Source organism: Gottfriedia acidiceleris, from assembly GCF_004138285.1.
Taxonomy (GTDB): domain Bacteria; phylum Bacillota; class Bacilli; order Bacillales; family Bacillaceae_G; genus Gottfriedia; species Gottfriedia acidiceleris_A.
The window spans coordinates 18,702-43,811 of record NZ_SCFN01000001.1; the positions used below are offsets into that span (position 1 = coordinate 18,702).

Below are 25,110 nucleotides of genomic sequence, written 5' to 3' on the forward strand. Positions count from 1 at the left end.
TGGCAAAAATATTATTTGCGGTTTGTGCAGTATTTTTAATTTGGGGAATTTTGTACGTAACAGTTATTAAATAAAGTAATTGAGGCTAGCATCATTATTGTATTTCTATTTATTTATGTAGACGTTAAAACCTTACATAACAATGAACCTAGAAGACATAACCTGAGTTAGTCTCTTTTTTATTAGAAAGGTGAATTGGCTTGAAGAAAATCATTTTAGCATTAGTCATCTTTGTTATTGTCTTTGTTGGATTTAATGGTTTTCAACATAAACACCAAAAGAAGATAAATGATGTAAGTAAAGATATTATTGTACAAAGGGATGTACGTTACACAAATCCTGCCCAAGTTCCACAAACCTTTGATATATACCGATCTAAAAATTCACATGGTCCATCACCAACGTTGATATTTGTTCATGGCGGTTCTTGGAGATATGGAAGTAAAGCGTTAAATAAACGTTGGAGTACAATTTTTAATGAAATAGTAAAAGATGGATATACAGCAATTAGTATAGACTACACACTTTATTCAAAAGAAAATTATTCATATAACTTTCCAGTTCGTGACGTGAAAACAGCAATCGACTTTATTTACACAAATTCAACTGAATTAGGAATTGATCGAAATCAAATTGGGATAGCTGGTGCTTCTGCCGGTGGACACTTAGCTTTATTAACTGGACTTCAACCTGATATACAAAACAAAATAAAATATATTATTGCTTGGTATCCAATTTCAGACTTAACGACTATGAATCAATCTCCTTCTTCAAGAAGTTCAGAAATTGTAGATAAATATATGAATAGTACTGTAGATCAAATGACAGATGAGTATAATCGAATGAGCCCTATTCAATATGTAGAAAAGACAAAAGTCCCAATCTTTATAGTACATGGCACAGGAGATAAGCTTGTTCCGTTCAGTCAATCTAAGAGATTTGCTAAAAAAAATCCAAAAATGGTTACTTTGATTGCACTTAAAAATGGAAACCATGGATTTACAAATCTTTCGATACAAAAATCCACCAATGATACAATAAATTATTTAAAGGCAAGATTAAAAAAGTAAGGAGTATCAATGAATCATATTAATAAAATTCAATTTCTAACAAAAGAGCATTGGAATCTATTGTTACTAGCTGATCCATCAAAAGAAATGGTAGATAAATATATTCAAAAGAGTAATATTTATGAAATACTAGACCAAAATTTACTCGTCGGTGTATTAGTATTAATGGAGAATTCAAGTGATGAGGTTGAAATTAAAAATATTGCAATTGATTCGGCCTTCCAAGGACAAGGATTTGGAAAAAATTTAATCCACTATGGAATTAATGAATCTAAAAAACTTGGTTATTCTAAAATTTCGATCTGTACCGGTAACTCAAGTACATACCAATTAGCATTATATAAAAATTGCGGATTTCAAATCAGTACTGTTTTTTACGATTACTTTATTGATAATTATGATGAAGAAATTTGGGAAAATGGCATACAGTGTAAGGATTTAATCAAGCTAGAACAAAATCTATAGTATACACAGAAGCTACCTAAGAAGATTTAGGTAGCTTCTGTGTGTTGAAATATATTGTAGTCAATATTGAAAAATAGAAAGATTAAATGAATTTCTTTGAAAAAAGGGTCTAGTTATTATTGGTCTATCTGTCATCTTATTGATAAACAAAGTCTTTTACCCGATTATCTAAGCGTTCTTCTAAACCCAGCTTTCTCAGCTTCTTCCTCTGAACAGAACCATTTCTCACCATAGCTCTCATCGATCTTTGTCACATCATAGAATTGATCACCTGGTTCATGATAGATTTTCTCACCTGTATTATAGCTAATATTCCCCTTTATATCACAGTCAGTACCTTCGCCCGTAAAGATGTGTAAGTCGTATTCATAAGTTACAATTTGATTAATAAAGGGTAATTTATTCGTTCAATTGACTATTTTATTGTTTTTAAGATTATTATTTTTTTATAAAGAGCTTGATTGGAACGAAAGGGTGCTCGACTCCTATGGGAGAAGCGGGAAGGCTGAGACCCCACAGGCGGAGCCGAGGAGGCTCAGGTCTCGCCCCATGGAAAGCGAGCACCCTGTAGTGGAAATCATATGACACAACTTACTTATCCATGGTCAATCCAACAATATAATTGCCAAATTCTTTTTTACATAGCATGAAGCTACCTAAGAGGACTTAGGTAGCTTAGTTTTTATTCAATATACGGTTTGACATACATCACGTAAGTATTGCGATCTTGATCAACTTCATTTGAAGTTTGCTCATAAATTTGATGATTTATTGTTATATAAGTTGATTGAAGCCAGGAAAGTAAATTTAATTCATCTCCGCTCTCATAGAAATGAATTTCATCAAAAGTATCGACATCTCTAATTTCAATGCCTAACGGTCTGTTTAAATGGTAAAAAGGAGTATTTTCCAAATCTGATTCAATTACTTCAATTACATACCGATCTTCTTCGATATAAGAGCCTCTATTCTCGTAAACGAAACCATTTAAAATAAAGTAATCGCAATATCTTCTTGTAAAGATTTGGACCTTCGATAAAAATGGAAAATGGTAAATAGGTCGTGTAAATTCTCCATCAATTAATCGATATTCAAGAACAAAGATGCTGTCTGTATTAAACATTGTTCAAACTCCTTTAATAATTGTATATACATTAGTATATAACACAGTTTAGGATAGAAATGTATGTATTTATATATTGAATTAGGAGAATACAATGTCAAAAACATCAAAATTAATGAAAAAAGTGAGTATTGCCTTAACAAGTGGTATTGTAATAAGTTCATTAACCGGGTGTGGATCTGAACTAGAGTCGATTGAGACAACGGATAATTCCCAAGATTATTATGAATCAAATCAACCGGTCTATGAAAATACAAAGCAAGTAAATGAGGTTGATGAGGGGACGACGACGGAAGATAGTTTAGATGAGACTGATTATACTGATAGTGACGAAACAGAGTTTGCGTATACAGATACTGAAATGCCTGATGACGAAAATTGTAGTGATTGGGAATTTGATTATGAAGATAATATTTGGATTTGTGATGATAGTTCAAGCTCATTTTACCGAAATTTCTTCTTTTTAGGCTCATTCTTTGCAACAAAAAATATGTTATATAGCAACAATGATTTTAATCAATATAAATCCTCAGGCATTATTAAAGGAACAAATTCCTCGGTTAAAAAAAGTGGATTTGGTAGTGGAGTTTCTGGAGGATTCGGAGGTTAATTTAAAAGATAACGAGAGTAAGAGGGATAGTTAAAGCTAATTTCTATATACTTTATGAGAGGGATTAGTTTAGTATAGAATAGAATAATTTTCAATATTCGAAAGGAGATCCCAATGTCAAAAACATCATTATTAATGAAAAAAGTTAGTATCGCATTAACGAGTGGCTTAGCAGTAAGTACATTAGCTGGCTGTGGTGCTCAAAATGCTGACCGACCAGATAAACCGAAAAATGACGATTGTCGTGATTGGGAGTTTGATGATGACGAAGGTGTTTGGGTTTGTGATGATAGCACTAGTCATTACTACCATAGTTATTATCATGGCGGAATATTTTATCCAACAAGAACGGCACTTCATGCAAGTAGTTCCTATAAGAGCTATAAATCTTCTAGTAAATATGCAGGGCATACTTCGTCTTCAAGTAAAAGTGGTTTTGGAAAAGGTTCATCTGGGGGATTTGGTGGTTAATAATGGATAATCCGAATTTACAGAATCACAGGCGAAAACGTAAAGAAGTTTATCAAAAACTTCCTGATTTTTGGGCGGATTTACAAGATTCATATTATGCTTTATTAGACTATTATCCATTAACTAAAACTGAAGTTGATGAAATTCATTCAATTACGGAACAAATTGGAAAAATCTATGATAAGACTGCTCGGTTAATGAGACAATTACCAGATGATATTTTTTATATGCTCGGATATTCAAAGGAAATCGTACCTTTTTTACGTCATAAAACGATTGAAAGTGAAGGAATCATTAGAAGAATTGACCTTGTTCGTACAGTAGATGGTTGGAAACATTATGAATGCAATAGTGACACCCCAACCTTTATTATGGAGACCCATCATGTCAATAGCTACATTACGGATTATTTTAACTTGAAGAATCCTAATGCTGATAGTGAAATGAAACTTTCTAACGTGATAAATCATGTTGTCAATAAAAGCATAAAAGGGTTAGATCAACCAATTATTGTTTTTACAGCTCATGGTGATCATGAAGAAGATTGGAAGACAGTTAAATATATTCAATCTCTATACAATGGTAAGAGTCAATTAATATCACTAGAAGATTTACAGATTATTGAAAACGAGGGACTTTATACACCTAAAGGGGAAAGAATACACATTCTTTACCGACAAACTTATCCAATTGAACATCTAGAGCTTGATCAATCTTCAGATGGAACAAAAATTGGCCTGGCACTATTAGAACTTGTAAAAGACGGTAAATTGATTATTTTCAATCCATTATCTTCATTTTTACTACAGTCCAAGGCTGTTCAAGCATTAATTTGGAATTTACATATAGATCAATCAGATGTTTTTACTGTTGAAGAACATGATGTAATTAGAAAACATTTTCTACCAACATTTTTAGAGCCAGATTTCTTTATCGAACACAAACTTTCATATGTTGAAAAACCTGCATTTGGCCGTGAAGGAGATTCAATTAAGATTATTAACGGGGAAAACCGTGAACAAAGCAAACAAAATAACTATCATGATCAAGTTATAGTATTTCAACAATATTCACCTTTACCTAAGAGGAAGGTTATGACTCCTGATGGAATGCTAGATTTACATGTATTAATAGGTAGTTTTTTGATTAAAGAAGAATATGGCGCAATTGGTGTACGTGCCGGGAATATTATTACAGGAAACGAAAGTTGTTTTTTACCAGTAGGGATCGTTGAAGAAAAAAATTAATTAGTGAGGGGATGAAAAGATAAATGGATAGTATTGTTAGTACTTTGATGTATTTAGGATCGGGACTTATTCTTTTATTTATAGGATTTTTAGCTTTTACTTTTACCACTAAGATGAGTGAACAAAAATTAATTTTAGAGGATGGGAATATTGCCGTTGCTCTGAAATTAGCAGGAAAATTAGTAGGGTTAGCAATTGTTATTATGTCAGCAGCAAAGTATTCAGTTAACTATGGTGATTTCATTATTTGGAGCTTAGTTGGTATTATAGCTCAAATGCTTACTTATTGGATTGCAGAATTTGTATTATTTCCAAAAATTTCGTTTGCTAAAAAGGTTGAAGAAGGAAATATTGCAGTAGCTGCTTTATTATTTACTTTAAGTGTAACAGTAGGTTTATTAATTTCAGGTAGTATTTCATATTAATATAAAAATGAGAATGTTAGAGCGACATTCTCATTTTTTCATTTCTGTCCTTAGGATAATGAAGTTAGATAAACTGACAAACTAATAACGATTTTTACCTTTTATTAAAATTCTTTTAAATGTATGCTTAATGTATAGGAATTAATTTAAGTATACTTTTACTTAAACTTCAAAAAGGGGGAAGAGCGTTGACTTTAGAAATAAAACAGCTTTCTAAAAATTTTGGAGATACTATTGCCGTTAACGAATTGTCATTGACTTTGCCTACAGGTAGAGTACTAGGTTTATTAGGTAGAAATGGAGCAGGTAAAACGACCACCATTAAAATGTTATTAGGTCTTCTTACACCTACAAAAGGAGAAATTACTTGGAAAGGGAGCCCTTTTAAAACCGATAAAGTTAAGATAGGGTATTTACCAGAAGAAAGAGGATTATTTACCAAAAGCAAGGTTGTTGATCAGCTTAAATATTTCGGGAAATTAGAAGGTATGTCTAATAAAGAGGTTGATGTAGCAATAACATATTGGCTAGATCGTTTAGAAATACCACATTATCGAAATAAAAAGGCAGGAGAGCTTTCAAAAGGTAACCAACAAAAAATTCAACTAATTGTAACTTTATTACATAACCCTGAGTTGATTATTTTAGATGAACCATTTAGTGGACTAGATCCAGTTAATGCGGAGTTAATGGCTGCAATTATTACCGAACAAATTCAGAAAGGGAAAACGGTTATATTATCAAGCCACCGTATGGATCAAGTGGAGGCTTTTTGCGAACATGTTTGTATACTTAAGAACGGTAATGTAGTCGCAGAAGGTAGTTTAAGTAGATTAAAAGAAGACTATGGGTATAGAAATTTAATTTTAGAAGATATAGCATCGAATAAGCAAATACTAGATTCCAATAATGTAAGTTATGAACAAAAGCAATTGGGAATTTACGTAAAGGTAAAAAGTGATGAGGAAGCTTTTACGATTTTAAATCGTATTAAGAAAGACCTAGGTTCTATAAGGAAATTTCAATTATTAGAACCTACACTAAATGATATCTTTATAGAGAGGGCGAAATAAATGAAGAAGTTTAGTACTGTCTTTTTATTTCATTTACGTGAAGGTCTTTTGGCGAGAGCAACGATGATTATGAGTGTTATTTTATTCGTATTAGTCGTTGGAATATTTGGGGTGCAAAAATATTTTGCTGGTACAGAAAAGAGTAATAAGGATAAAGATAAAATTGTCTTGATAAATAATTCGAAAAATTATTCAGTTGATATCGCTAGTTTAAACAAAACGATTAAATCCGCAAAGATCGAGCAGAGCGATGCATCGAAAGAAAAAGATTTAAAAAATCAAGTTGAAGATGGATCAAAAGATGGACTGATTATTCTTTCCGAAAAGAACAATGTCCCGTCAATTCAATATACGTATAAAAAATTTTCAAATAGTGAATTGCTTTCAGTCGTAAATATGACTTTGCAGCAAAATTACTTAAATAAAACTGCCCAAGATTTAAAGCTATCGCCTGAATCAGCAACAAAATTATTGCAAAAAGTAGAAGTAAATGAGAAATTTCTAAAAGATCCTATGGCTACATTCGGAATAGCTTACTTTTTTGGGTTTTTACTATATATGTTTCTATTAATTTATGGAAACTCAATCGCAACAGGAATTGTTGCTGAAAAGTCTTCTAGGGTAATGGAAGTATTACTACCAAAAGTAAGTCCTGTCGTGACTCTATATGGAAGAGTCATTGCAGTGTTTTTTGTAGCTTGTGCACAATTAGTTGTATTAGGATTAGGATTTCTTTTTGCCAATTTATTAGGCTGGGTTAATACTAATGCGATATCTTTTTTTGGAATGAAAATAGATTTAGAGGCATTAGATATTACAACGATTATTGCATTTGTAGTTTATTTCTTATTAGGTTATTTACTTTATGGATTACTTTACGCTGCAATTGGATCAGTAGTTTCAAGAACAGAAGAGCTTCAAATGGTTCTGATGCCAATTACTATTTTAGTCGTAGCAGCATTCTTTATTAGTATTAATGCACTAGTAAATCCAGGTGGTACATTAGTCCAAATTAGCTCATATATTCCATTTTTTGCCCCACTTGTAGCATTTTCTAGATTTGTAAGCGGAGAAATGAATTTTATAGAAATAAGTGCTAGTATATTAATTTTAATCGTTTCAATTATGATTTTAACTCGTGTTGCTAGCCGTATTTATGTTAATGGGGTAATGTATTACAGTGAAAAGGTAAAATGGAAAGATGTAGCTAGATTATTAAAAAGACAATAAAAAAGTAGATCTCATAAGTCAAATTGCTGACTTTTGAGATCTATTTTTTTAGCTGTATTTTATTGTGCTAAGGAAGTGAAATAGCAACTACTAAGTTTCTGTTTTATGATCATTAACTTCTTGTTCTATACTACTTTTAACATCCTGCTGTAGAACCTCTAACTCTCCAATTACAATCTCCGAAACACGTTTATATCCTCTAGTTTTATTTGGGTGCATACTATCAATTAAATAATATTCACCGTTCATTCTGTTCCATCCAACATTTGAGTATAGGTCGATGCATGGCAATGCGTAAAATGCAGCTACATCTTTTACAGCTCTAGCATAATCAGATGTTAAATAACCGGCTTTATTTTTATCCTCATATTTTCCGTTGTGATATCTAGGTACAGGCGTCATAAGAATAATCCTACAATTTGGTAACCTTGTTTGTATTTTTTCAATCATTGAACACAAAGCACCGATAAATGTAGTTTCGTCTAAATTGGGTCGTTCATTTGTTGGGAATCCTTTTCCTAAAGGAATACCTCTACCAAAGTCATTTGTTCCACCCATTATTGTTAAAACTTGAGTATTAAGTGGAATCGTAGCATTGATCCTTTGACTGTTACACATACTTGATAAAATTTCTGTCGTTCCATTTGGCTGTGGTTGAGGTGGTTGACCTTTGTAATTTCCATTTTTATCAATCCAGGCAATCGAACCATTTTCAGCTATAGTTGTTCCGCCAATCCCTCTATTCACATGAGTCAAGCCTAACTTTTCCGCTACAGCCGGCTGCCATCCGTTAGACGAAGTGATACTATCTCCATAACTAATCCATTTTTTTGATTTGTAATCGGTAATTTTTTTTCCTTTTGCCTCAGCTATATTTGTTAACAATGAATTAAAAATACGTTTTACATACGATGTTAATCTAACCATAGAAATCACCCTTTTTACATATTTACTTTATAAACATGTAAAGCGCTTTTCTAAAAATGAAATTACAATGACAGTACAGAATTTTGCAGTATGTAACATTTTATCTATAAAAATTATTCTATATTACATTTATACAAATAATAAAAAAAAATTGCACTTCGATTGTTAGCCAAAACAACAAAAGAGGTGCAATTAATAGAGTCTAAGATACAGGCCATACTTTTAGGTAACTAATGGTACTTATAAATATTTTTATCGGAGCTTTTTTTCATAAAAATCCCAATAATTAACTGAATGAGACCAATAACAAATATGATTGGATATAATACCCACATCAACATCCCCGCCCAGCCATTTCCTTCGATAATAGCGTACGTAATTCCAATGGCAAATGACAAAAATGGCCCAATGGCTATCATATTCGCGATACCCCATATGATGTATTTTCGTTGTCTAGATTGCCCTTTAGTAAAAATGTGAGCAAGAGCTGCGCCAATTAAGGCTATCAAAATTGCTATAAAAATTGCCAAATCAAGTCACTCCTCACTAAGGTAAACCAACATATTTTGATGCATAATGCTAATAGTGTAGTCTAGTTAGTTGACTGATCCTGCGGAATTTTATCAATTAAATTAGTGTATGAATCTTGAATTCTCTTTGTTATTTCTCCGCGCTTTCCTAAACCAATAGTATAGGACTTTTCATCAATTAAAACTGAAGTAACAGGTAGAATGTCAGAAACGGATGCTGTTGTAAAAGCTTCGTCTGCATTTAAAAGTTCATCAATTGAGAATGGAATCTCTTTTACTTCGAGTCTTTCTTTTTTTGCAATTTCAAGTACCACTTTTCGGGTAATGCCATTTAGAATTAAGTGATTAGCGGGATGAGTGAATAGAGTAGAGTTTTTTACGATAAAGACGTTTGTCGCTGAGCCTTCTGTAATGATCCCATCTCTATGCAAAATTGCTTCTTTCGCTCCTTTAGCGTAAGCCTCATTTTTTACTAAAACACTACCTAATAAGTTTAAACTTTTTATATCACAACGGAGCCATCGAATATCATTCGTTACATAAGCAGTTATTCCTTTTTCCATTTGCTGTAATGGTCTATGATCTTCTCTTACTGTGTAGGCAATCAGTTGTGGCTTTAAATTAACTTCGTCTTGGTAAATATGATTACGGTTCATTACACCTCTACTAATTTGGATATAAACATAACCATTATCGTAATCACAAGTATTCATTAAATAAACTAAATCACTTTCAAGTTTTTTGAGATGCATTTTAAAAGGTATTAATATTTTTTCACAGCTTTCCTTCAAGCGAATTAAATGTGCATCGAGCTCAAAATAAGACTTATTGAAAAAACGAATAACCTCATAAACGCCATCTCCAAATTGATAACCTCGATCTAAAATATTTACATTTGCAGATTTTAAATCGACAATTCGGTTGTTTAAAAGAACCTTTGTTTTCATATGATCCCTCTTTCCTGTTATCATTTTAAGTCTGTTTGACAAAAAGCTTTCAAATAGTCTTGACTTTAAATTTATGACCTTTGTATACACACTGTTAATTATGATACATTCAATATATCACAAGTTTATTAAATATTTTGTAAAAAGGAGAGAGACAATGAAATTATTAATTTTAGGTGCTAGCGGGCTAGTTGGGAAGGCTTTAATAAAAGAATTTTCTCCCGATCATGACGTGTATGGAACGTTTAATCAAACAAAATTAGATTTGAAAAATGATCATCAATTACAATGGGATATTAATGATTTAGAGAAAATTTTGACCTGGATTGATCGTATTTGTCCAAATGTAATTGTTTCTTGTTTACGTGGTGATTTTAATGTTCAATTTGAGGCGCATTCTAAAATAGTAGAAAAAATAAAATCAACTTCAACGAAATTTTTATTTTGTTCCACAACAAATGTTTTTGATGGAGAAGTTTCAAAGCATCACTCTGAAAACGATCTTCCTGTTGCCGAATCAGATTATGGACAATTTAAAATAAAATGTGAAGAATTAATTAAAAATGAGATTGGCGATAACGGGATCATATTAAGGTTACCAATGGTTTGGGGGAAACAATCACCAAGACTAAATGAAATAAAGGATAAAATAGAAAAGGGTCAAGAAATAGACGCGTATGATAATATTTTCTTAAATCATGCAATTGATTCAGGTATTGCTAAGCAAGTAAGACAAATTGTTGAAAATGATTTAAAAGGAATATTTCACCTTGCAACAACCGATATAGACTCGCAATACTCATTTATTTTTAAACTGATAAAAAGATTATCAAATGAGGGGAAAGTCAAGTCTCTCACTTTAGAAAACTTTGATGAATACAATTTTGGATTATTGACTAATCGCACCGATTTGACACCTAATTTTTACTATGATAACGATGAAGTAATTGATCAATTAGTTCATTAAATTCCAAAACAAATTCGAAATCCACTAGTGATTAAATATTCTTAATATTTTGATTGTATAGCTGAAATATGTAACATATACTAATTTTAGTATGAACATACTTTTAAAATACTGGTGGTGAATGGTATGGAGGAACCAAGAGTAAAGCCTTGGGTGAGTCAGTATCCAGAGCAAATACCAGCTACATTAGACGAACATTTTGATTTATTACCAACATATTTAAAGCAAACAGCTTCAAAATATCCAGCTAAGAAAGCGCTTAATTTTCTTGGAAAATCGATGACCTTTAATGAAATTTATATTCAGTCTTTAAGATTTGCCAATTTTTTAAGGAATTTAGGAATTAAAAAAGGCGATCGAGTGGCAATTATGCTTCCTAATTGCCCTCAAGCAGTGATTGCTTATTATGGGATTCTTTTTGCAGAAGCAATTATCGTCCAAACAAACCCGCTATATACTGAACGTGAGCTTGAATATCAAATGAATGATAGTGGTGCAACAGCTATTATTTGTTTAGATTTATTAATTAATAGAGTTTACGAAGTAAAAAAAACTACTAATCTTCAACATATTTTTGTTACTGCGATTAAGGACTATTTACCATTTTTTAAAAGGCTGTTATATCCTTATTCAAAACAGCCTAAGGCACCTGAGATTCCTAATGATCATTCGATTCATCAATTTAGTTTTATTATGCAAATATCTGCGCCGATGGAACAGGATCTCTCAAGTAGCAGTGTAGAAGATGTAGCAATACTTCAGTATACTGGAGGAACTACCGGATTTCCTAAAGGTGTAATGCTTACACATAAAAATTTAGCATCAAATACGTTAATGGCAGAAAAATGGTTATATAAAAGTAAGAAGGGCCAAGAAAAGATTTTGACTGTCTTACCATTTTTTCATGTATATGGAATGACGACATGTATGAATTTATCAATCATGTGTGCGTATGAAATGATTATCGTTCCGAGATTTGATGCAACTCAAATGCTTAAGGCGATAAATAAATATCGACCTACATTGTTTCCAGGTGCACCAACAATGTATATTGCATTATTAAATCATCCTGATTTAAAGAATAACGATATCTCATGTATTCATGCTTGCTTAAGTGGTTCCGCAGCTTTACCTGTTGAAGTTCAAGATCAATTTGAAAAGGTGACTGGTGGAAAATTAGTAGAGGGCTATGGTTTATCAGAAGCTTCTCCAGTTACACATAGTAATTTCTTATGGGATAAGCGAGTAACGGGCAGCATTGGTGTTCCTTGGCCAAGTACAGATGCTAAAATAGTATCACTAGAAACTGGCGAAGAGTTACCTTATCGTGAAATTGGTGAATTAATCGTTTCAGGACCACAAGTAATGAAGGGGTATTGGAATCGACCAGAGGAAACCGCAACCACGTTAAAAGATGGCTGGTTATTTACAGGTGATTTAGGCTATATGGATGAAGAAGGTTTCTTTTATATCGTTGACCGTAAGAAAGATATGATCAACGCAGGAGGGTTTAACGTTTACCCTAGAGATATTGAGGAAGTATTATATGAACACGAGGCTATTAAAGAAGCAGTTATTGTTGGTATTCCTGATGCTTATCGTGGAGAAACAGTTAAAGCTTACATTGTATTAAAAGAAGGAAAATCGGTATCTGAGGCTGAACTAGATGATTTTTGTCGGAAATATTTAGCAGCTTATAAAGTTCCGAGATTGTATGAATTTAGGAATGAGTTACCAAAGACAATGATCGGTAAAATATTAAGAAGAACATTACTTGAAGAAGAAAAACAAAAGAATACGAAACCTGAGGATTCTGATGAAAATTTAATATAATAATATAAGGGGGATGATGACATAAGCATCCCCCTTTATTTTACGAATTGATATTAAGTTATTATGTTAAAATAAATTTAAAGATTGATTAGTAAAAAAACCTGATAATAGTTAATGAAAGTACAAAAATTAAAAAGAATATTAAAAGCTTTTGTAAAAGAAACTTTATACATAAAAAAATATTACAGGACAATTGACAATTTTCTGATAAATTTGTATTATGAGAATATGAATGATTATTCATTCACTGTAAGAAGGGGTAAATAAAAATGAAAAGAGATAAACCAAAATATAAACAAATAATTGATGCTGCAGTTGTTGTAATTGCTGAAAATGGTTACCATCAAGCGCAGGTTTCTAAAATTGCAAAACAGGCTGGTGTAGCTGACGGAACAATCTATTTGTATTTTAAAAATAAAGAATCCATCTTAATTTCACTGTTTGAAGAGAAGATGGGAAATTTTACTGAAAAAATTCGTGAAAAAATTGAAGGTAAACCGGACCCGATATCGAAATTATTAATGTTGGTGAAAACTCACTTTTATGAAATGTCTAAAGATTCGCATTTAGCAATCGTTATGCAATTAGAAGTAAGACAAACAAATATTGACCTTAGATTAAGAATAAATGAGGTACTAAAAGAGTATCTACATATCATTGATTCAATTTTAAATGAAGGGATCAATAGTGGTTTGTTCGACAAACAATTGGATATTCGTACAGCTAGACAAATGATCTTCGGCACAATTGATGAAGTGATGACCCATTGGGTAATGACAGGACAAAATCAAGATTTAGAGTCAAAAGCCGATAAAGTTCACCAACTATTAATAAGAGGATGCGGGTACCAAAATTGACGTTCTAGTACATTTTGAAAAATAGGGAGGAATAGTTGTGAGTTTAATTCAATGTAAAATATCCGATGGTATTGCATTATTAACAATTCAAAATCCACCAGCAAATGCAATGTCTTCGGTTGTATTTGCTGATTTAGTTAAGCGTTTAGATGAATTAGAAAATAACGATGATGTAAGCGTTTTAGTTGTCCATGGAGAAGGTAGATTTTTCTCTGCAGGTGCAGATATTAAGGAATTTACTTCTTTCAAAAATGCTGAAGATGCAGCAACTGTTGCAAGAAGAGGTCAACTAGTATTTGATCGTGTTGAAAATTATTCTAAGCCGATAATCGCAGCAATCCATGGAGCTGCATTAGGTGGCGGACTAGAATTTGCAATGAGCTGTCATATTCGAGTTGTTGCAGAAAACGCAAAACTTGGTTTACCTGAATTAAACTTAGGAATTATTCCAGGTTTTGCTGGGACACAACGATTACCACGTTATGTAGGTAAAGATAAAGCGTTAGTTATGCTTGCTACTTCTGAACCAATCTCTGGTGTTGAAGCTGGGAAAATTGGATTAGCTACAATTGTAGTGCCAGAAGAAACTTTATTAGATGAAGCAAATGCATTAGCAGCTAAAATTGCTAATAAAAGTATGCAATCAATACAATATATTCTACAACTACTATCTTCTACTAGAACTTCTTCATATCATGAAGCTGTGGAAGAAGAGTCTAAATTATTTGGAGAAATTTTTACAACTGAAAATGCAAAAGAGGGTATTTCGGCATTTTTAGAAAAAAGAAAACCAGTGTTTAATAAATAAGTAGTTTAATATTTTAAAAAAATAGATGTAGTTAAATTTCCTGGGAGGGTATAACAATGAACATTTATGTACTATTAAAAAGAACATTTGACACTGAAGAGAAAATTACAATTTCAAATGGTGCAATCCAAGAGGATGGCGCTGAATTTATTATAAATCCATACGATGAGTATGCAGTTGAAGAAGCGATTCAAATTCGCGACGCTCATGGTGGCGAAGTAACTGTGATTACAATTGGTAACGAAGATAGTGAAAAAGAACTTCGTACAGCACTAGCTATGGGTGCTGATAAAGCTGTATTAATTAACGTTGAAGATGACGTTTCAAATGCTGACCAATATACAACTTCTAAACTTATTGCTAAATACTTAGAAGATAAAGATCCTTCAATTATTTTAGCAGGTAATGTTGCAATTGATGGAGGTACTGGTCAAGTAGGTCCACGCGTTGCTGAATTATTAAATATTCCTTATGTGACAACAATTACTAAAATTGACATTAATGGTACAACAGCTACAATCGAACGTGATGTAGAGGGTGACACAGAAATCATCGAAACATCTTTACCATTATTAATCACTGCTCAACAAGGCTTAAATGAACCAAGATATCCATCTTTACCTGGTATTATGAAAGCTAAGAAAAAGCCTCTAGATGAATTAGAATTAGATGATCTAGATTTAGAAGAAGATGAAGTTCAAGCAAAAACGAAAACAATTGAAATTTACCTACCTGCTAAGAAAGAAGCGGGCAAAGTTTTATCTGGTGAATTAAAAGATCAAGTAAAAGAATTAGTTTCGTTACTACGTTCTGAAGCAAAAGTAATCTAATTTTATTGAATATTAGAACAGAATAATAGATTAATATTGTAATAGAAAATTTTGGAGGGAAATAACATGTCACGTAAAGTATTAGTATTAGGCGAAGTTCGTGAAGGATCACTACGAAATGTTTCATTTGAGGCAGTAAGTACGGCTAAAACAGTTGCTGAGGGCGGAGAAGTAGTTGCTGTATTAGTAGGTAAATCAGTTAGTGCATTAGCTACTGAAATGATTCAATACGGTGCAGACCGTGCAATCGTTGTTGAAGATGAAAAATTAGCATCATATACTTCTGATGGATATTCTCAAGCACTTTTAGCAGTTATTGACCAAGAAAAACCAGAAGGTCTAGTATTCGGTCATACAGCTTTAGGTAAGGATTTATCTCCAAAACTTGCTGCTCGTCTGCAAAGTGGTCTAATTTCAGATGTTACTGCAATCGAAGTAGCTGGTGGAAATATTGTTTTCACTCGTCCGATTTACTCAGGTAAAGCATTCGAGAAAAAAGTTATGGTAGATCCATTTATTTTTGCGACAATCCGTCCAAATAACATTGCAGCATTAGAAAAAGATGCTACTCGCACTGGTGATGTGGCAACTGTTTCAGTTGAAATTAAAGACTTACGTTCAATCGTCAAAGATGTTGTGCGTAAAGCGAGTGAAGGTGTAGACCTTTCAGAAGCGAAAGTGATCGTTGCTGGTGGCCGTGGAGTTAAGAGTGAAGAAGGCTTTAATCCATTAAAAGAATTAGCTTCAGTATTAGGTGCTGCTGTAGGTGCATCTCGTGGTGCATGTGACGCTAACTATTGTGACTACTCTTTACAAATTGGTCAAACTGGTAAAGTTGTAACGCCTGATTTATATATTGCATGTGGTATTTCAGGAGCTATTCAACATTTAGCTGGTATGTCAAACTCTAAAGTAATCGTTGCAATTAACAAAGATCCAGAAGCTAATATCTTCAAAGTAGCTGATTATGGCATCGTTGGTGACTTATTCGAAGTATTACCTTTATTAACAGAAGAATTTAAAGCTGTATTAGTTAACTCTTAATATAGAAGCTTAAATGATATCCCACAAGAGCATTAGTATCTTGTGGGTTTATTGTGTTTTTTCAAGTGTTCGTCAACCAAATGACCTGAAAAAATAATTTATATAAAAAAGAGGGGCTCAAAAGTACTTTAACTTTTGTGACACCTCCTTTATAGTTCTTCTATTCGTTTACAAGCCATTGTCATTACATCCTAACAATGACTGATCCACCGCCACTTGTTACAACTTGATTTTGTTTTTGTTCAAGTTGTCTAAGTAATTCATTATTTGCTTCGATTGCTTTTACAAGGTTTGTAATTTGATTTTCAAGATTCATGAACATTTGCATGATTGATTGATGATCAGTTTGTACATGACCTTGAACACCGTTTCTCATAGGATATTGTGGATGATGTGGATGTGAATTCCAAAATGGATGATGCATACTTTTACCTCCAATTTCTAGACCAATGTACTATATAGTACGTCTATATTATTGTAAGAGTTCGCCTATTTTAGTTGGTTCAGAAGAACATTGCACCATATATATAAGAAAGAAGGAAGCTGGTTTTTACACCTGGTGTTTGCTTGTATGGGGACGTTGAACATTAACTAATAGGTAGGTTCAAGGGAAAGGATCAAATATTTTTATAACAACACAAAAAAAGTAATCCCTCTATAGGATTACTTAAAATTTAAGATATAGCTTTATTTAGTTTGTTTTTTTCAGATAATAATTCGTGGCGCTTTTCAATTTTTCTTTCAATTTTTTCGATCTCTTCTTTGTTTCGTAATAAAGATTGTTTATTCTCATGAACTAATTGATTAAACGATTTACGTAAAGGTTTTCTCATAAATGCCACTCCTATCGTGTTAAATTTTTGAATATTTTTATTATATTCAATAATATATTAACATAAAAATCTGACATTAATTGAGCAAGATATTACGAATTTGTGACAAAAGTAGTGAATTGAATCATTACTCATGGACTAGAACGATAAACTTGATGTCCCAAGTAGCAGATATTTACTAATAAAACAGTTAAAGCTGAAAATATTATGAATAAATCTTTTCATAAACCTCTACTTCAATACCATCTGCATTCGTTTTATTTTCAATATATTTAAATCCTTGAGATTTCCAAAAAGATTTTGCTTGTTGGTTATTAATTAGCACACCTAATCGTAAACCGTGGATATTTCTTTTAATAAGTAGCTCTTCAAATAAAATAAATGCGTTTGTTCCAAACCCATATCCATGGTAATCATGATGAATCATTAAAAGACCTAGCCATGGAAAACCATCTTTAGGATTTAAAGCTAAAAAATCAATTAATCCTATATATGTATCATCTAGTTTAATAAAATAAGTTTCCGTTTGGTGTGAAGAAACAAAATATTCCTTCATTAGTTCTTCCTTTGTTCGTGTTAAACGACCATTCTCCATTAAATTGTAATTTTGATTCGAATTTGTAATTTCTTCAATTACTTCAATTAAGTCTGTTGTAATTCTTTCAAATGTTATCACTTTTTTAGTCCTTTCATTGGTATATCAACTATTTGTTTGGAAATAGTAAGTTTGAGCAAATAAATAGAAAATGCTAATTCTCATATGGTATACTTTCTTTAAAATTATAACAAATTATGTCAATCTACATATTTTACTTATGTAGTGAGGCGATAGGAGGAAATATAAATGGCAATTGTTAATGCAACAAACGCAACGTTTGCAGAGGAAACAAAAGAAGGTGTAGTATTAGTTGATTTTTGGGCAACTTGGTGTGGTCCTTGTAAAATGATTGCTCCTGTATTAGAAGAATTAGCTTCTGAATATGGAGATAAAGTTAAAATTGTTAAAGTTGATGTTGATGAAAATCAAGAAACAGCTGCTAAATTTGAAGTTATGAGCATTCCATCATTATTCGTTCTTAAAGACGGTGAAGTAGTAGAAAAAACTTTAGGTTTCAAACCAAAAGAAGCTTTAGAAGAATTAATTACTCCACACATTGGTTAATAATAATTTGTAAGAAATGCACTCATAATATGAGTGCATTTCTTTTTTTTTGTATTTTTTAGCTCAACTGGCCTCAGGATTTATGAAACCAACTCCTGAAGCCAATGTAATGGTTTTCATTATAAATAGTAGATTTATCTATTAGATTAATGTTAAAAATTTCTAATGTAAATATGATTGACTATTTTTCTGTCACGTTTTATATTTAATAAGCATTAATATTTAACATGCATTAAATATTTACTTGTATTAATTTTTAAAGGAGGTTAAGTTTTGGGAAACAAAAATGAGTACATTGAACGGATTCAGACTTCACTTCATAGTGCTATTCATAAAATGCAACCAAGAGTGACAGAAAGTATGAATAGTCATGGTGTAACAGCTACTCAATTTTTTGTTTTAATGTACTTGAAAAAAAATGAAAGCTGTAAAATATCTGAAATTGCAGAAATGATGGGTGTAAAACCAAGTGCTGTATCATTTATGATTGATCGTCTTGAACATAATAACTTTGTTTATAGAGAACATGATAAAAAAGACCGTCGGGTTGTAAATATACTGTTAACAGAGGAAGGTATAAAAAAATTAAATGCAGTGATAAAAGACCGTAAAGAAATTTTTGAAGGCTTCCTGTTTACTCTTTCTGACGAAGAGCTTTTACAATTTGCAAATATTGCCGACAAGCTTGCAAATGCAGCAGCTGATTTATAGAAATTTTTACAAAATACTTTTTTGTATCAGTAATTATAAAAAGAAAAAAGATATGGGAGAGAAGGGAGAAAATATATTTTGACTACAAATACAGTAATTCAAAAAGAAGGTAATCGTAAACTATTGCTAATCGGACTGATTATAGCAATGTTTTTCTCGGCATTAGATGGCACGATAGTTGGTACTGCAATGCCTAAAATTGTTGGGGACCTTGGCGGTTTAAGTATGATGACTTGGCTTACAACAGCATACTTATTAACTTCAACTACTGTTGTTCCAATCGCAGGTAAATTAGCTGACCTTTTAGGTCGTAGAAGTGTATACATCGCTGGTTTAGTTATATTTATGGCAGCATCTGCTTTATGTGGTATTGCACATAATATGACAGAATTAATTATCTACCGTGGTATCCAAGGTATTGGTGGCGGTGTAATGATGCCAATGGCGATGATTGTTATTGGGGATATGTTTACTGGTAAAGAACGTGCGAAATTCCAAGGGGTTTTTGGTGGTATTTACGGTTTAGCTTCAGTAATCGGGCCACAAATTGGTGGATGGATTGTAGACTCTTTAAACTGGAAATGGGTATTCTATATTAACCTTCCTGTAGGTATTATCGCAACTATATTTATTGCATTAGGTTTAAAAGGACGAAAAAATACTGGACCTATCAATTTCGATATCGCCGGTATGGTTACTATGATTGTTGGTGTTGTTAGCTTACTCCTTGCTTTAAGTTTAGGTGGGGTTGAATATGATTGGAATTCTTGGCAAATCATTGGACTATTTGTATTAGCAGTAGTGGGAATTGTTGGCTTCGTGATTGTGGAAAATAAAGCTAAAGAGCCGATTCTACCAATGCATTTATTCAAAAATAGAACTTTCGTTACGTTAAATTTAATTGGATTCTTTATGACAATTGCAATGTTTGGCGCAATTATGTTTGTACCATTCTTCATGCAAGGTATTGTTGGTGTAAGTGCAACAGAATCTGGTACAATCATGACTCCAATGATGATTACAATGATTATTGCAAGTATTATCGGTGGTCAGCTTGTATTCAAAGTAGGTATTAAACCACAAATTATTACAGGTATGTTCGTAATCGCATTAGGCTTATTTTTCTTAACGACTTTAGATATGGATTCAAGTAAAACTATTGCAACAATTTTTATGGGAGTTATGGGTCTAGGTATTGGTTTAGTAATGCCTACAATTACATTAGCTCTTCAAGAAGTATTTGATAAAAAAGAATTAGGGATTGTTACATCTTCTAGCCAATTCTTCCGTTCAATCGGTGGTACATTTGGCGCAACTGTTTTAGGTGCTGTAATGAATAGTAAATCAGGATCACTTCTAAATCATGATTTAGTACCTTTCTTGAATAAATTACCAGCACAAGCTGCACCATTAGTTGACAAATTTAAAGACATGATTAATACAACTCCTCAATCTGTATTTACAATGTTATTTAATGAAGATGCTAAGAAGTTAATTCCTAAGCCAATTTTAGAGGGTATGTTACCGATCATTAAAACATCATTAATGGATTCATTACACCAAGTATTCTTTGTTGGATTAGGATTCATTCTTGTAGGTGCTGTTGTAACACTATTCTTAAAACCAATTAAATTAACAAATAGAAAAGCTGGGGACAATGAAGGGAAAGAGAAAGAACAAGTGGAAGTAGAAACTGCGACTTCATAATTTCTCGAGCTTAAAATAAAAGTGAGCCATCTAGATTTTATCTAGATGGTTTTTTATTAGAATGAGGACAAAATAAATCCCCTTTAAAGTAAAGGGGGATAAATTCATATTAAATTGCCATGGATACTTTTTCTTTTCTTTTTTTCATTTTACGTTTATTACTCCACAAGATCCAAGATAAGGCTAATCCTGTCCCGGTAAGTATAAAAAGACCAATACCACTAATTAGACCAATTATGCCGGTATGTAAGCTTTTCACTGAAAATGCAGACTGTTCAGGTCTTTTTCCAAAATTTTGAAATGGCGTTTGAGTATTATCTCCACTTTGTCCATTTTGTAGGCCAGTGTTTTGATCGCTATTTTGAGATTGTTGGTTTCCATTAAACTGTCCACCCGATGGAAACTGACTTTGCATAGAAAATCTTTCTTTTTCTTCGCCACCTTTATTGAAATACAGGATAATTCCTGTTGCAGATTCGATTAGTAGGAAAACAGAAACAATAACACCAATCCAAAAATGAACTACTCTTACTTTTTTCATTTTGACATTTCTCCTTTTTTCTTTTGATGAAATTAAAATTACAATAGAAAGCTTAATTTTTACTTAATATCATTAAAGTATTTTCAGTTTTTAAATGTGGAGATTATAATATTAAGTGTACAATTGCACGAAAGAGGTGAGAGGAAATGGACAATCACTTAAAAGAAAAATTAGCGCTTCTACCAGATCAGCCTGGTTGCTATTTGATGAAAGATATTCAAGGGACGATCATTTACGTAGGAAAAGCTAAAGTGTTAAAAAATAGGGTTAGATCTTATTTCACGGGATCCCATGATGGTAAGACATATCGATTAGTTCAAGAGATAACTGATTTTGAATATATTGTTACTTCTTCAAATATGGAAGCTTTAATTCTTGAGATGAATTTAATTAAGAAATATGATCCGAAATATAACATCATGTTGAAGGATGATAAATCATACCCCTTTATTAAAATAACTGCTGAAAAACATCCTCGCTTATTGATTACGCGAAATGTAAAAAAAGATAAAGGAAAATATTTTGGACCATTCCCTAATGCTACTGCCGCTAATGAAACAAAAAAATTATTAGATCGTTTATATCCATTACGAAAATGTTCATCATTACCAGATAAAGTTTGTTTATATTATCATATTGGTCAGTGTCTTGCGCCTTGTGTAAAAGTAGTAACTGATCATCAAAATCAGGAAATAGTTAATGAAATTGCCCGTTTTCTAAACGGTGGGGAAGACCAAATACGAAAAGAGTTAGAGGCAAAAATGCTTGCTGCATCTGAACAATTAGATTTCGAGCGCGCGAAAGAGTATCGAGACCAAATTGTATCAATTGAAGCGACTATGGAAAAGCAGAAAATGATGAGTAGCGATTTAGTTGATCGTGATGTATTTGGCTATGCGGTTGACAAGGGATGGATGTGCGTTCAAGTATTCTTTGTTCGAAGGGGAAAATTAATTGAGCGAGATGTATCATATTTTCCAATTTACGATGAACCAGAGGAAGAGTTCCTATCATTTATTGGGCAATTTTATGAAAAACCACATAATATAAAACCAAAAGAAATTTTTGTACCAGATAAAGTTGATACTGAAATTTTAAAAGGTTTACTAAAAATTCCTGTATTCCAACCAAAAAGGGGTCAAAAAAAGGAACTAGTTGTATTAGCAAATAAAAATGCCAAAATTGGACTCGGTGAGAAATTTAAATTAATCGAGCGAGATGAAGAAAGAACAGTTAAAGCAATAGAAAAACTAGGGGATATTTTAAATATTGAAACTCCGTATCGAATTGAAGCATTTGATAATTCGAATATTCAAGGAACAAATCCTGTTTCAGCTATGGTTGTCTTTATAGACGGAAAACCTTCAAAAAAAGATTATCGCAAATATAAAATCAAAACTGTAGTAGGACCTGATGACTATGATTCAATGCGTGAGGTAGTACGCAGAAGATATTCAAGAGCATTAAAAGAGAATTTACCTTTACCAAACTTAATAATTGTGGATGGTGGGAAAGGACATCTAGCTGCAGTTGAAGATGTACTTCAAAATGAGTTAGGTTTATTCATCCCAACAGCTGGACTTGTAAAAGATGAGAAGCACCGCACTTCAGAGTTATTAATAGGACAACCACCTCAAATTGTTCAATTAGGTAGACAAAGCCAAGAATTCTTTTTATTACAAAGAATTCAAGACGAGGTACACAGATTTGCGATTGAATTTTATCGTCAGCTTCATAGTAAATCAATGGTTCAATCTGCTTTAGATGGCATAGCAGGTGTTGGTGGTATTAGAAAGAAATCACTTCTTAAACATTTTGGATCAGTCAAAAAAATAAAAGAGGCATCAATCGATGAATTAATAGAAGCTAAAATGCCAAAAAATGTGGCAGAAGAAATTTATCAGCATTTTCATAAAGAGTGACAAGGTTACCAAAATTTTTATCTTGACACTATTTTCAAAATAATTTATATTTTAGTTAAAATTAAATGATTTTCTCTCGTAATAGAGGTGCAAAACTTAAGAGTATGCTGTCATAGACGTGTGGCGTTGTGATGGACAGTTGAAAGGAAGTTTTGCCGAAATAAAATGAATCCACAATTCATTTTGTTGGGACTGCATTTAAGAAATGTAGTACTGTCGCATAATAATTATGCGGGGAGCTATTGAAGAGATGTTGATGATTTGTCTATTTTATTTTATTTGTAAATTAGGCGCGTGAACATTGCTTCACGCGCTTTTTTGTATTCTTTTTTAAGTAAAAAGTGAGGATGAGAAAAATGGGAATTATTGTTCAGAAATTCGGTGGTACTTCAGTAGGCTCAATTGAACGAATTCAGCATGTTGCTGAAACAGTAACCAAATCATATAAAGAAGGAAACCAAGTAGTTACAGTAGTATCTGCGATGGGACATCATACAGACGAACTAGTTAGTTTAGCAGCTCAAATTAGTCCACAAAACAGTAAACGTGAATTAGATATGTTACTTACTACGGGGGAACAAGTTTCGATTTCCTTACTAGCAATGGCAATCCAAGCAAAAGGTTTTAAAGCTATTTCACTAACTGGTTGGCAAGCAGGAATTCAAACTGAATCTGTCCATGGAAATGCGCGTATAGAAACAATTCATACAGAACGAATTCAACAATTACTTGATGAAGGATATATCGTAATTGTTGCTGGGTTCCAAGGTTTAAGTGACAACAATGAAATTACGACATTAGGTCGTGGTGGTTCAGATACAACAGCAGTAGCATTAGCTGCGAGCTTAAATGCAGAACGTTGTGATATTTATACGGACGTATTAGGGGTTTATACTACGGATCCAAGAGTTGAACCAAGTGCATCTAAATTAAGCCACGTCTCTTATGATGAAATGCTAGAGCTTGCAGCTTTAGGGGCAGCAGTTTTGCATCCAAGAGCAGTAGAATTCGCAAAAAATTATAATTTAATTATTCAAGTTCGTTCAAGTCAACATGATGAAATCGGTACATTTATTGGGGAGGAAACACAAATGGAACAACAATCAGTCGTAAGAGGAATCGCATTCGAATCTAATGTAACAAGGATGACTTTAAATGGTTTAAATAACCATGTAGATTTATTACCTAAAATCTTTACTTTACTAGCAAGTGAAGGTATTGATGTTGATATTATTATCCAAAGCGTAACATCAGATAACTTAGTAAATCTTTCATTCTCGATTAAATCTGAAAATATGATGGAAACAATAACGGTTCTAGAATCGAAGAAAGAATTTTTAGGTTACCGCTCATTTGATTTTGAAAGTGAACTTGCTAAAGTTTCAATTGTAGGCAGTGGAATGGTTTCAAATCCAGGTGTTGCTGCAAAAATGTTTAAATTTTTAGCTGAAAGTGAAATCCCTGTAAAAATGGTAAGCACTTCTGAAATTAAAGTATCAACAGTTGTACCAAAATCAAAATTACAAGAAGCAGTTCATGCTCTTCATAAAGGATATGAATTAGATCGTATTAATGAAGAAGTAGTAGTAGAAAACTAAATATTAAATAAACCCTTTTAGGCATACAAATTCTTATATATATAGGCTTTGAAATATTGATTTTATCAATATTCATCACGTTCAGATATACCGAGCCGTATAGTATAGAGAAGGAGCTTAAAAGGGTTTTTTATTCGTTAAGCGAATAAATTATATAAAGATTCTGTAAATTTAAAATA

27 protein-coding genes and 1 riboswitch are annotated in these 25,110 nt (G+C 32.3%); of the genes, 19 read left to right on the forward strand and 8 right to left on the reverse strand.

Translation table 11 applies throughout. The features are described 5' to 3' along the window. The first annotated feature begins 200 nt into the window (after positions 1-200). Both EP747_RS00085 and EP747_RS00090 read left to right on the forward strand, forming a co-directional pair. Positions 201-1,070, forward strand: coding sequence for an alpha/beta hydrolase (locus EP747_RS00085; RefSeq protein WP_165346740.1), 870 nt, complete (start codon positions 201-203; stop codon positions 1,068-1,070). Positions 1,071-1,079: 9 nt separating this feature from the next. Continuing rightward, entirely contained in the window at positions 1,080-1,535 is a 456-nt protein-coding gene (locus tag EP747_RS00090; protein ID WP_129687975.1) for a GNAT family N-acetyltransferase, read from the forward strand. Between the two features lie 682 nt (positions 1,536-2,217). Here the strand turns inward: EP747_RS00090 and EP747_RS00100 are convergent. Continuing rightward, positions 2,218-2,658, reverse strand: coding sequence for a hypothetical protein (locus EP747_RS00100; RefSeq protein ID WP_129687976.1), 441 nt, complete (start codon positions 2,656-2,658; stop codon positions 2,218-2,220). A 94-nt stretch (positions 2,659-2,752) separates the two neighbouring features. On the opposite strand from EP747_RS00100, the gene EP747_RS00105 reads away from it, so the two are divergent. The 6 genes from EP747_RS00105 (at position 2,753) to EP747_RS00130 (ending at position 7,714) form a co-directional block, all read left to right on the forward strand. After that, complete coding sequence (locus EP747_RS00105) at positions 2,753-3,268, forward strand: hypothetical protein (RefSeq protein WP_129687977.1); 516 nt, start codon at positions 2,753-2,755, stop codon at positions 3,266-3,268. Between the two features lie 114 nt (positions 3,269-3,382). Beyond that, complete coding sequence (locus tag EP747_RS00110; RefSeq protein WP_129687978.1) at positions 3,383-3,739, forward strand: hypothetical protein; 357 nt, start codon at positions 3,383-3,385, stop codon at positions 3,737-3,739. A 2-nt stretch (positions 3,740-3,741) separates the two neighbouring features. Continuing rightward, positions 3,742-4,986: a glutathionylspermidine synthase family protein gene (locus EP747_RS00115; protein ID WP_129687979.1), complete on the forward strand. Its 1,245-nt coding sequence runs from the start codon at positions 3,742-3,744 to the stop codon at positions 4,984-4,986. Positions 4,987-5,009: 23 nt separating this feature from the next. Beyond that, positions 5,010-5,411 carry a DUF350 domain-containing protein gene (locus EP747_RS00120; protein ID WP_129687980.1) on the forward strand — a complete coding sequence of 134 codons (402 nt, stop codon included), beginning with the start codon at positions 5,010-5,012 and terminating at the stop codon, positions 5,409-5,411. Between the two features lie 188 nt (positions 5,412-5,599). Beyond that, on the forward strand, positions 5,600-6,484 hold the full coding sequence (locus tag EP747_RS00125; protein WP_129687981.1) for an ABC transporter ATP-binding protein: 885 nt from the start codon (positions 5,600-5,602) through the stop codon (positions 6,482-6,484). After that, the gene (locus EP747_RS00130; protein ID WP_129687982.1) at positions 6,485-7,714 is read left to right on the forward strand and encodes an ABC transporter permease; all 1,230 of its coding nucleotides are present in this window, start codon (positions 6,485-6,487) and stop codon (positions 7,712-7,714) included. It begins immediately after the preceding gene. Between the two features lie 90 nt (positions 7,715-7,804). On the opposite strand, the gene EP747_RS00135 is transcribed toward EP747_RS00130, so the two are convergent. The 3 genes from EP747_RS00135 to dat all read right to left on the reverse strand — a co-directional run bounded on the left by EP747_RS00135 (position 7,805) and on the right by dat (position 10,118). Further along, complete coding sequence (locus EP747_RS00135) at positions 7,805-8,641, reverse strand: SGNH/GDSL hydrolase family protein (protein ID WP_129687983.1); 837 nt, start codon at positions 8,639-8,641, stop codon at positions 7,805-7,807. 230 nt (positions 8,642-8,871) lie between these two features. Continuing rightward, entirely contained in the window at positions 8,872-9,171 is a 300-nt protein-coding gene (locus tag EP747_RS00140) for a hypothetical protein (protein ID WP_129687984.1), read from the reverse strand. Positions 9,172-9,233: 62 nt separating this feature from the next. Continuing rightward, positions 9,234-10,118 (reverse strand): D-amino-acid transaminase, encoded by an 885-nt coding sequence (gene dat, locus EP747_RS00145; RefSeq protein ID WP_165346742.1) that lies wholly within the window; start codon positions 10,116-10,118, stop codon positions 9,234-9,236. A 157-nt stretch (positions 10,119-10,275) separates the two neighbouring features. Here dat and EP747_RS00150 point away from each other — a divergent pair, with 157 nt between their 5' ends. The 6 genes from EP747_RS00150 (at position 10,276) to EP747_RS00175 (ending at position 16,457) form a co-directional block, all read left to right on the forward strand. Next, positions 10,276-11,085, forward strand: coding sequence for a sugar nucleotide-binding protein (locus EP747_RS00150; RefSeq protein WP_165346744.1), 810 nt, complete (start codon positions 10,276-10,278; stop codon positions 11,083-11,085). A 126-nt stretch (positions 11,086-11,211) separates the two neighbouring features. Beyond that, positions 11,212-12,918, forward strand: coding sequence for an AMP-binding protein (locus EP747_RS00155; RefSeq protein ID WP_129687987.1), 1,707 nt, complete (start codon positions 11,212-11,214; stop codon positions 12,916-12,918). 269 nt (positions 12,919-13,187) lie between these two features. Continuing rightward, positions 13,188-13,775, forward strand: coding sequence for a TetR/AcrR family transcriptional regulator (locus tag EP747_RS00160; RefSeq protein WP_129687988.1), 588 nt, complete (start codon positions 13,188-13,190; stop codon positions 13,773-13,775). Between the two features lie 37 nt (positions 13,776-13,812). After that, a complete protein-coding gene (locus EP747_RS00165) occupies positions 13,813-14,583 on the forward strand; it encodes an enoyl-CoA hydratase (RefSeq protein ID WP_235832714.1) in 771 nt (256 codons plus the stop codon). 56 nt (positions 14,584-14,639) lie between these two features. After that, positions 14,640-15,413, forward strand: coding sequence for an electron transfer flavoprotein subunit beta/FixA family protein (locus EP747_RS00170; RefSeq protein ID WP_129687989.1), 774 nt, complete (start codon positions 14,640-14,642; stop codon positions 15,411-15,413). Between the two features lie 66 nt (positions 15,414-15,479). After that, a complete protein-coding gene (locus EP747_RS00175; protein ID WP_129687990.1) occupies positions 15,480-16,457 on the forward strand; it encodes an electron transfer flavoprotein subunit alpha/FixB family protein in 978 nt (325 codons plus the stop codon). Between the two features lie 184 nt (positions 16,458-16,641). Here the strand turns inward: EP747_RS00175 and EP747_RS00180 are convergent, their stop codons facing one another. The 3 genes from EP747_RS00180 to EP747_RS00190 form a co-directional block, all read right to left on the reverse strand. Continuing rightward, positions 16,642-16,881, reverse strand: coding sequence for a hypothetical protein (locus tag EP747_RS00180; RefSeq protein ID WP_098231706.1), 240 nt, complete (start codon positions 16,879-16,881; stop codon positions 16,642-16,644). Positions 16,882-17,131: 250 nt separating this feature from the next. Next, on the reverse strand, positions 17,132-17,290 hold the full coding sequence (locus EP747_RS00185; protein ID WP_129687991.1) for an FbpB family small basic protein: 159 nt from the start codon (positions 17,288-17,290) through the stop codon (positions 17,132-17,134). Positions 17,291-17,495: 205 nt separating this feature from the next. Beyond that, a complete protein-coding gene (locus tag EP747_RS00190; protein ID WP_129687992.1) occupies positions 17,496-17,966 on the reverse strand; it encodes a GNAT family N-acetyltransferase in 471 nt (156 codons plus the stop codon). A gap of 168 nt (positions 17,967-18,134) precedes the next feature. On the opposite strand from EP747_RS00190, the gene trxA reads away from it, so the two are divergent. The 3 genes from trxA to EP747_RS00205 all read left to right on the forward strand — a co-directional run bounded on the left by trxA (position 18,135) and on the right by EP747_RS00205 (position 20,870). Then, positions 18,135-18,452 carry a thioredoxin gene (gene trxA / locus EP747_RS00195; RefSeq protein WP_088068441.1) on the forward strand — a complete coding sequence of 106 codons (318 nt, stop codon included), beginning with the start codon at positions 18,135-18,137 and terminating at the stop codon, positions 18,450-18,452. Positions 18,453-18,725: 273 nt separating this feature from the next. After that, positions 18,726-19,163 carry a MarR family winged helix-turn-helix transcriptional regulator gene (locus EP747_RS00200; protein ID WP_129687993.1) on the forward strand — a complete coding sequence of 146 codons (438 nt, stop codon included), beginning with the start codon at positions 18,726-18,728 and terminating at the stop codon, positions 19,161-19,163. Positions 19,164-19,259: 96 nt separating this feature from the next. Continuing rightward, positions 19,260-20,870, forward strand: coding sequence for an MDR family MFS transporter (locus tag EP747_RS00205; protein WP_268895572.1), 1,611 nt, complete (start codon positions 19,260-19,262; stop codon positions 20,868-20,870). A gap of 109 nt (positions 20,871-20,979) precedes the next feature. Here EP747_RS00205 and EP747_RS00210 read toward each other — a convergent pair whose 3' ends face one another. After that, positions 20,980-21,411: a PepSY domain-containing protein gene (locus EP747_RS00210; protein WP_129687994.1), complete on the reverse strand. Its 432-nt coding sequence runs from the start codon at positions 21,409-21,411 to the stop codon at positions 20,980-20,982. Positions 21,412-21,557: 146 nt separating this feature from the next. On the opposite strand from EP747_RS00210, the gene uvrC reads away from it, so the two are divergent. Next, positions 21,558-23,333 carry an excinuclease ABC subunit UvrC gene (uvrC, locus tag EP747_RS00215; protein ID WP_129687995.1) on the forward strand — a complete coding sequence of 592 codons (1,776 nt, stop codon included), beginning with the start codon at positions 21,558-21,560 and terminating at the stop codon, positions 23,331-23,333. A gap of 74 nt (positions 23,334-23,407) precedes the next feature. Continuing rightward, positions 23,408-23,583, forward strand: a riboswitch (Lysine riboswitch). 106 nt (positions 23,584-23,689) lie between these two features. After that, positions 23,690-24,931 carry an aspartate kinase gene (locus EP747_RS00220; RefSeq protein ID WP_129687996.1) on the forward strand — a complete coding sequence of 414 codons (1,242 nt, stop codon included), beginning with the start codon at positions 23,690-23,692 and terminating at the stop codon, positions 24,929-24,931. Positions 24,932-25,110 lie beyond the last annotated feature (179 nt).

Excerpts from the sequence above, each read along its gene's own strand:
- EP747_RS00090 (WP_129687975.1), top strand. The coding sequence starts at position 1,080 with ATGAATCATATTAATAAAATTCAATTTCTAACAAAAGAGCATTGGAAT.
- EP747_RS00100 (WP_129687976.1), bottom strand. The coding sequence starts at position 2,658 with ATGTTTAATACAGACAGCATCTTTGTTCTTGAATATCGATTAATTGAT.
- EP747_RS00105 (WP_129687977.1), top strand. The coding sequence starts at position 2,753 with ATGTCAAAAACATCAAAATTAATGAAAAAAGTGAGTATTGCCTTAACA.
- EP747_RS00110 (WP_129687978.1), top strand. The coding sequence starts at position 3,383 with ATGTCAAAAACATCATTATTAATGAAAAAAGTTAGTATCGCATTAACG.
- EP747_RS00115 (WP_129687979.1), top strand. The coding sequence starts at position 3,742 with ATGGATAATCCGAATTTACAGAATCACAGGCGAAAACGTAAAGAAGTT.
- EP747_RS00120 (WP_129687980.1), top strand. The coding sequence starts at position 5,010 with ATGGATAGTATTGTTAGTACTTTGATGTATTTAGGATCGGGACTTATT.
- EP747_RS00130 (WP_129687982.1), top strand. The coding sequence starts at position 6,485 with ATGAAGAAGTTTAGTACTGTCTTTTTATTTCATTTACGTGAAGGTCTT.
- EP747_RS00135 (WP_129687983.1), bottom strand. The coding sequence starts at position 8,641 with ATGGTTAGATTAACATCGTATGTAAAACGTATTTTTAATTCATTGTTA.
- dat (WP_165346742.1), bottom strand. The coding sequence starts at position 10,118 with ATGAAAACAAAGGTTCTTTTAAACAACCGAATTGTCGATTTAAAATCT.
- EP747_RS00150 (WP_165346744.1), top strand. The coding sequence starts at position 10,276 with ATGAAATTATTAATTTTAGGTGCTAGCGGGCTAGTTGGGAAGGCTTTA.
- EP747_RS00155 (WP_129687987.1), top strand. The coding sequence starts at position 11,212 with ATGGAGGAACCAAGAGTAAAGCCTTGGGTGAGTCAGTATCCAGAGCAA.
- EP747_RS00160 (WP_129687988.1), top strand. The coding sequence starts at position 13,188 with ATGAAAAGAGATAAACCAAAATATAAACAAATAATTGATGCTGCAGTT.
- EP747_RS00170 (WP_129687989.1), top strand. The coding sequence starts at position 14,640 with ATGAACATTTATGTACTATTAAAAAGAACATTTGACACTGAAGAGAAA.
- EP747_RS00175 (WP_129687990.1), top strand. The coding sequence starts at position 15,480 with ATGTCACGTAAAGTATTAGTATTAGGCGAAGTTCGTGAAGGATCACTA.
- EP747_RS00180 (WP_098231706.1), bottom strand. The coding sequence starts at position 16,881 with ATGCATCATCCATTTTGGAATTCACATCCACATCATCCACAATATCCT.
- EP747_RS00185 (WP_129687991.1), bottom strand. The coding sequence starts at position 17,290 with ATGAGAAAACCTTTACGTAAATCGTTTAATCAATTAGTTCATGAGAAT.
- trxA (WP_088068441.1), top strand. The coding sequence starts at position 18,135 with ATGGCAATTGTTAATGCAACAAACGCAACGTTTGCAGAGGAAACAAAA.
- EP747_RS00210 (WP_129687994.1), bottom strand. The coding sequence starts at position 21,411 with ATGAAAAAAGTAAGAGTAGTTCATTTTTGGATTGGTGTTATTGTTTCT.
- uvrC (WP_129687995.1), top strand. The coding sequence starts at position 21,558 with ATGGACAATCACTTAAAAGAAAAATTAGCGCTTCTACCAGATCAGCCT.
- EP747_RS00220 (WP_129687996.1), top strand. The coding sequence starts at position 23,690 with ATGGGAATTATTGTTCAGAAATTCGGTGGTACTTCAGTAGGCTCAATT.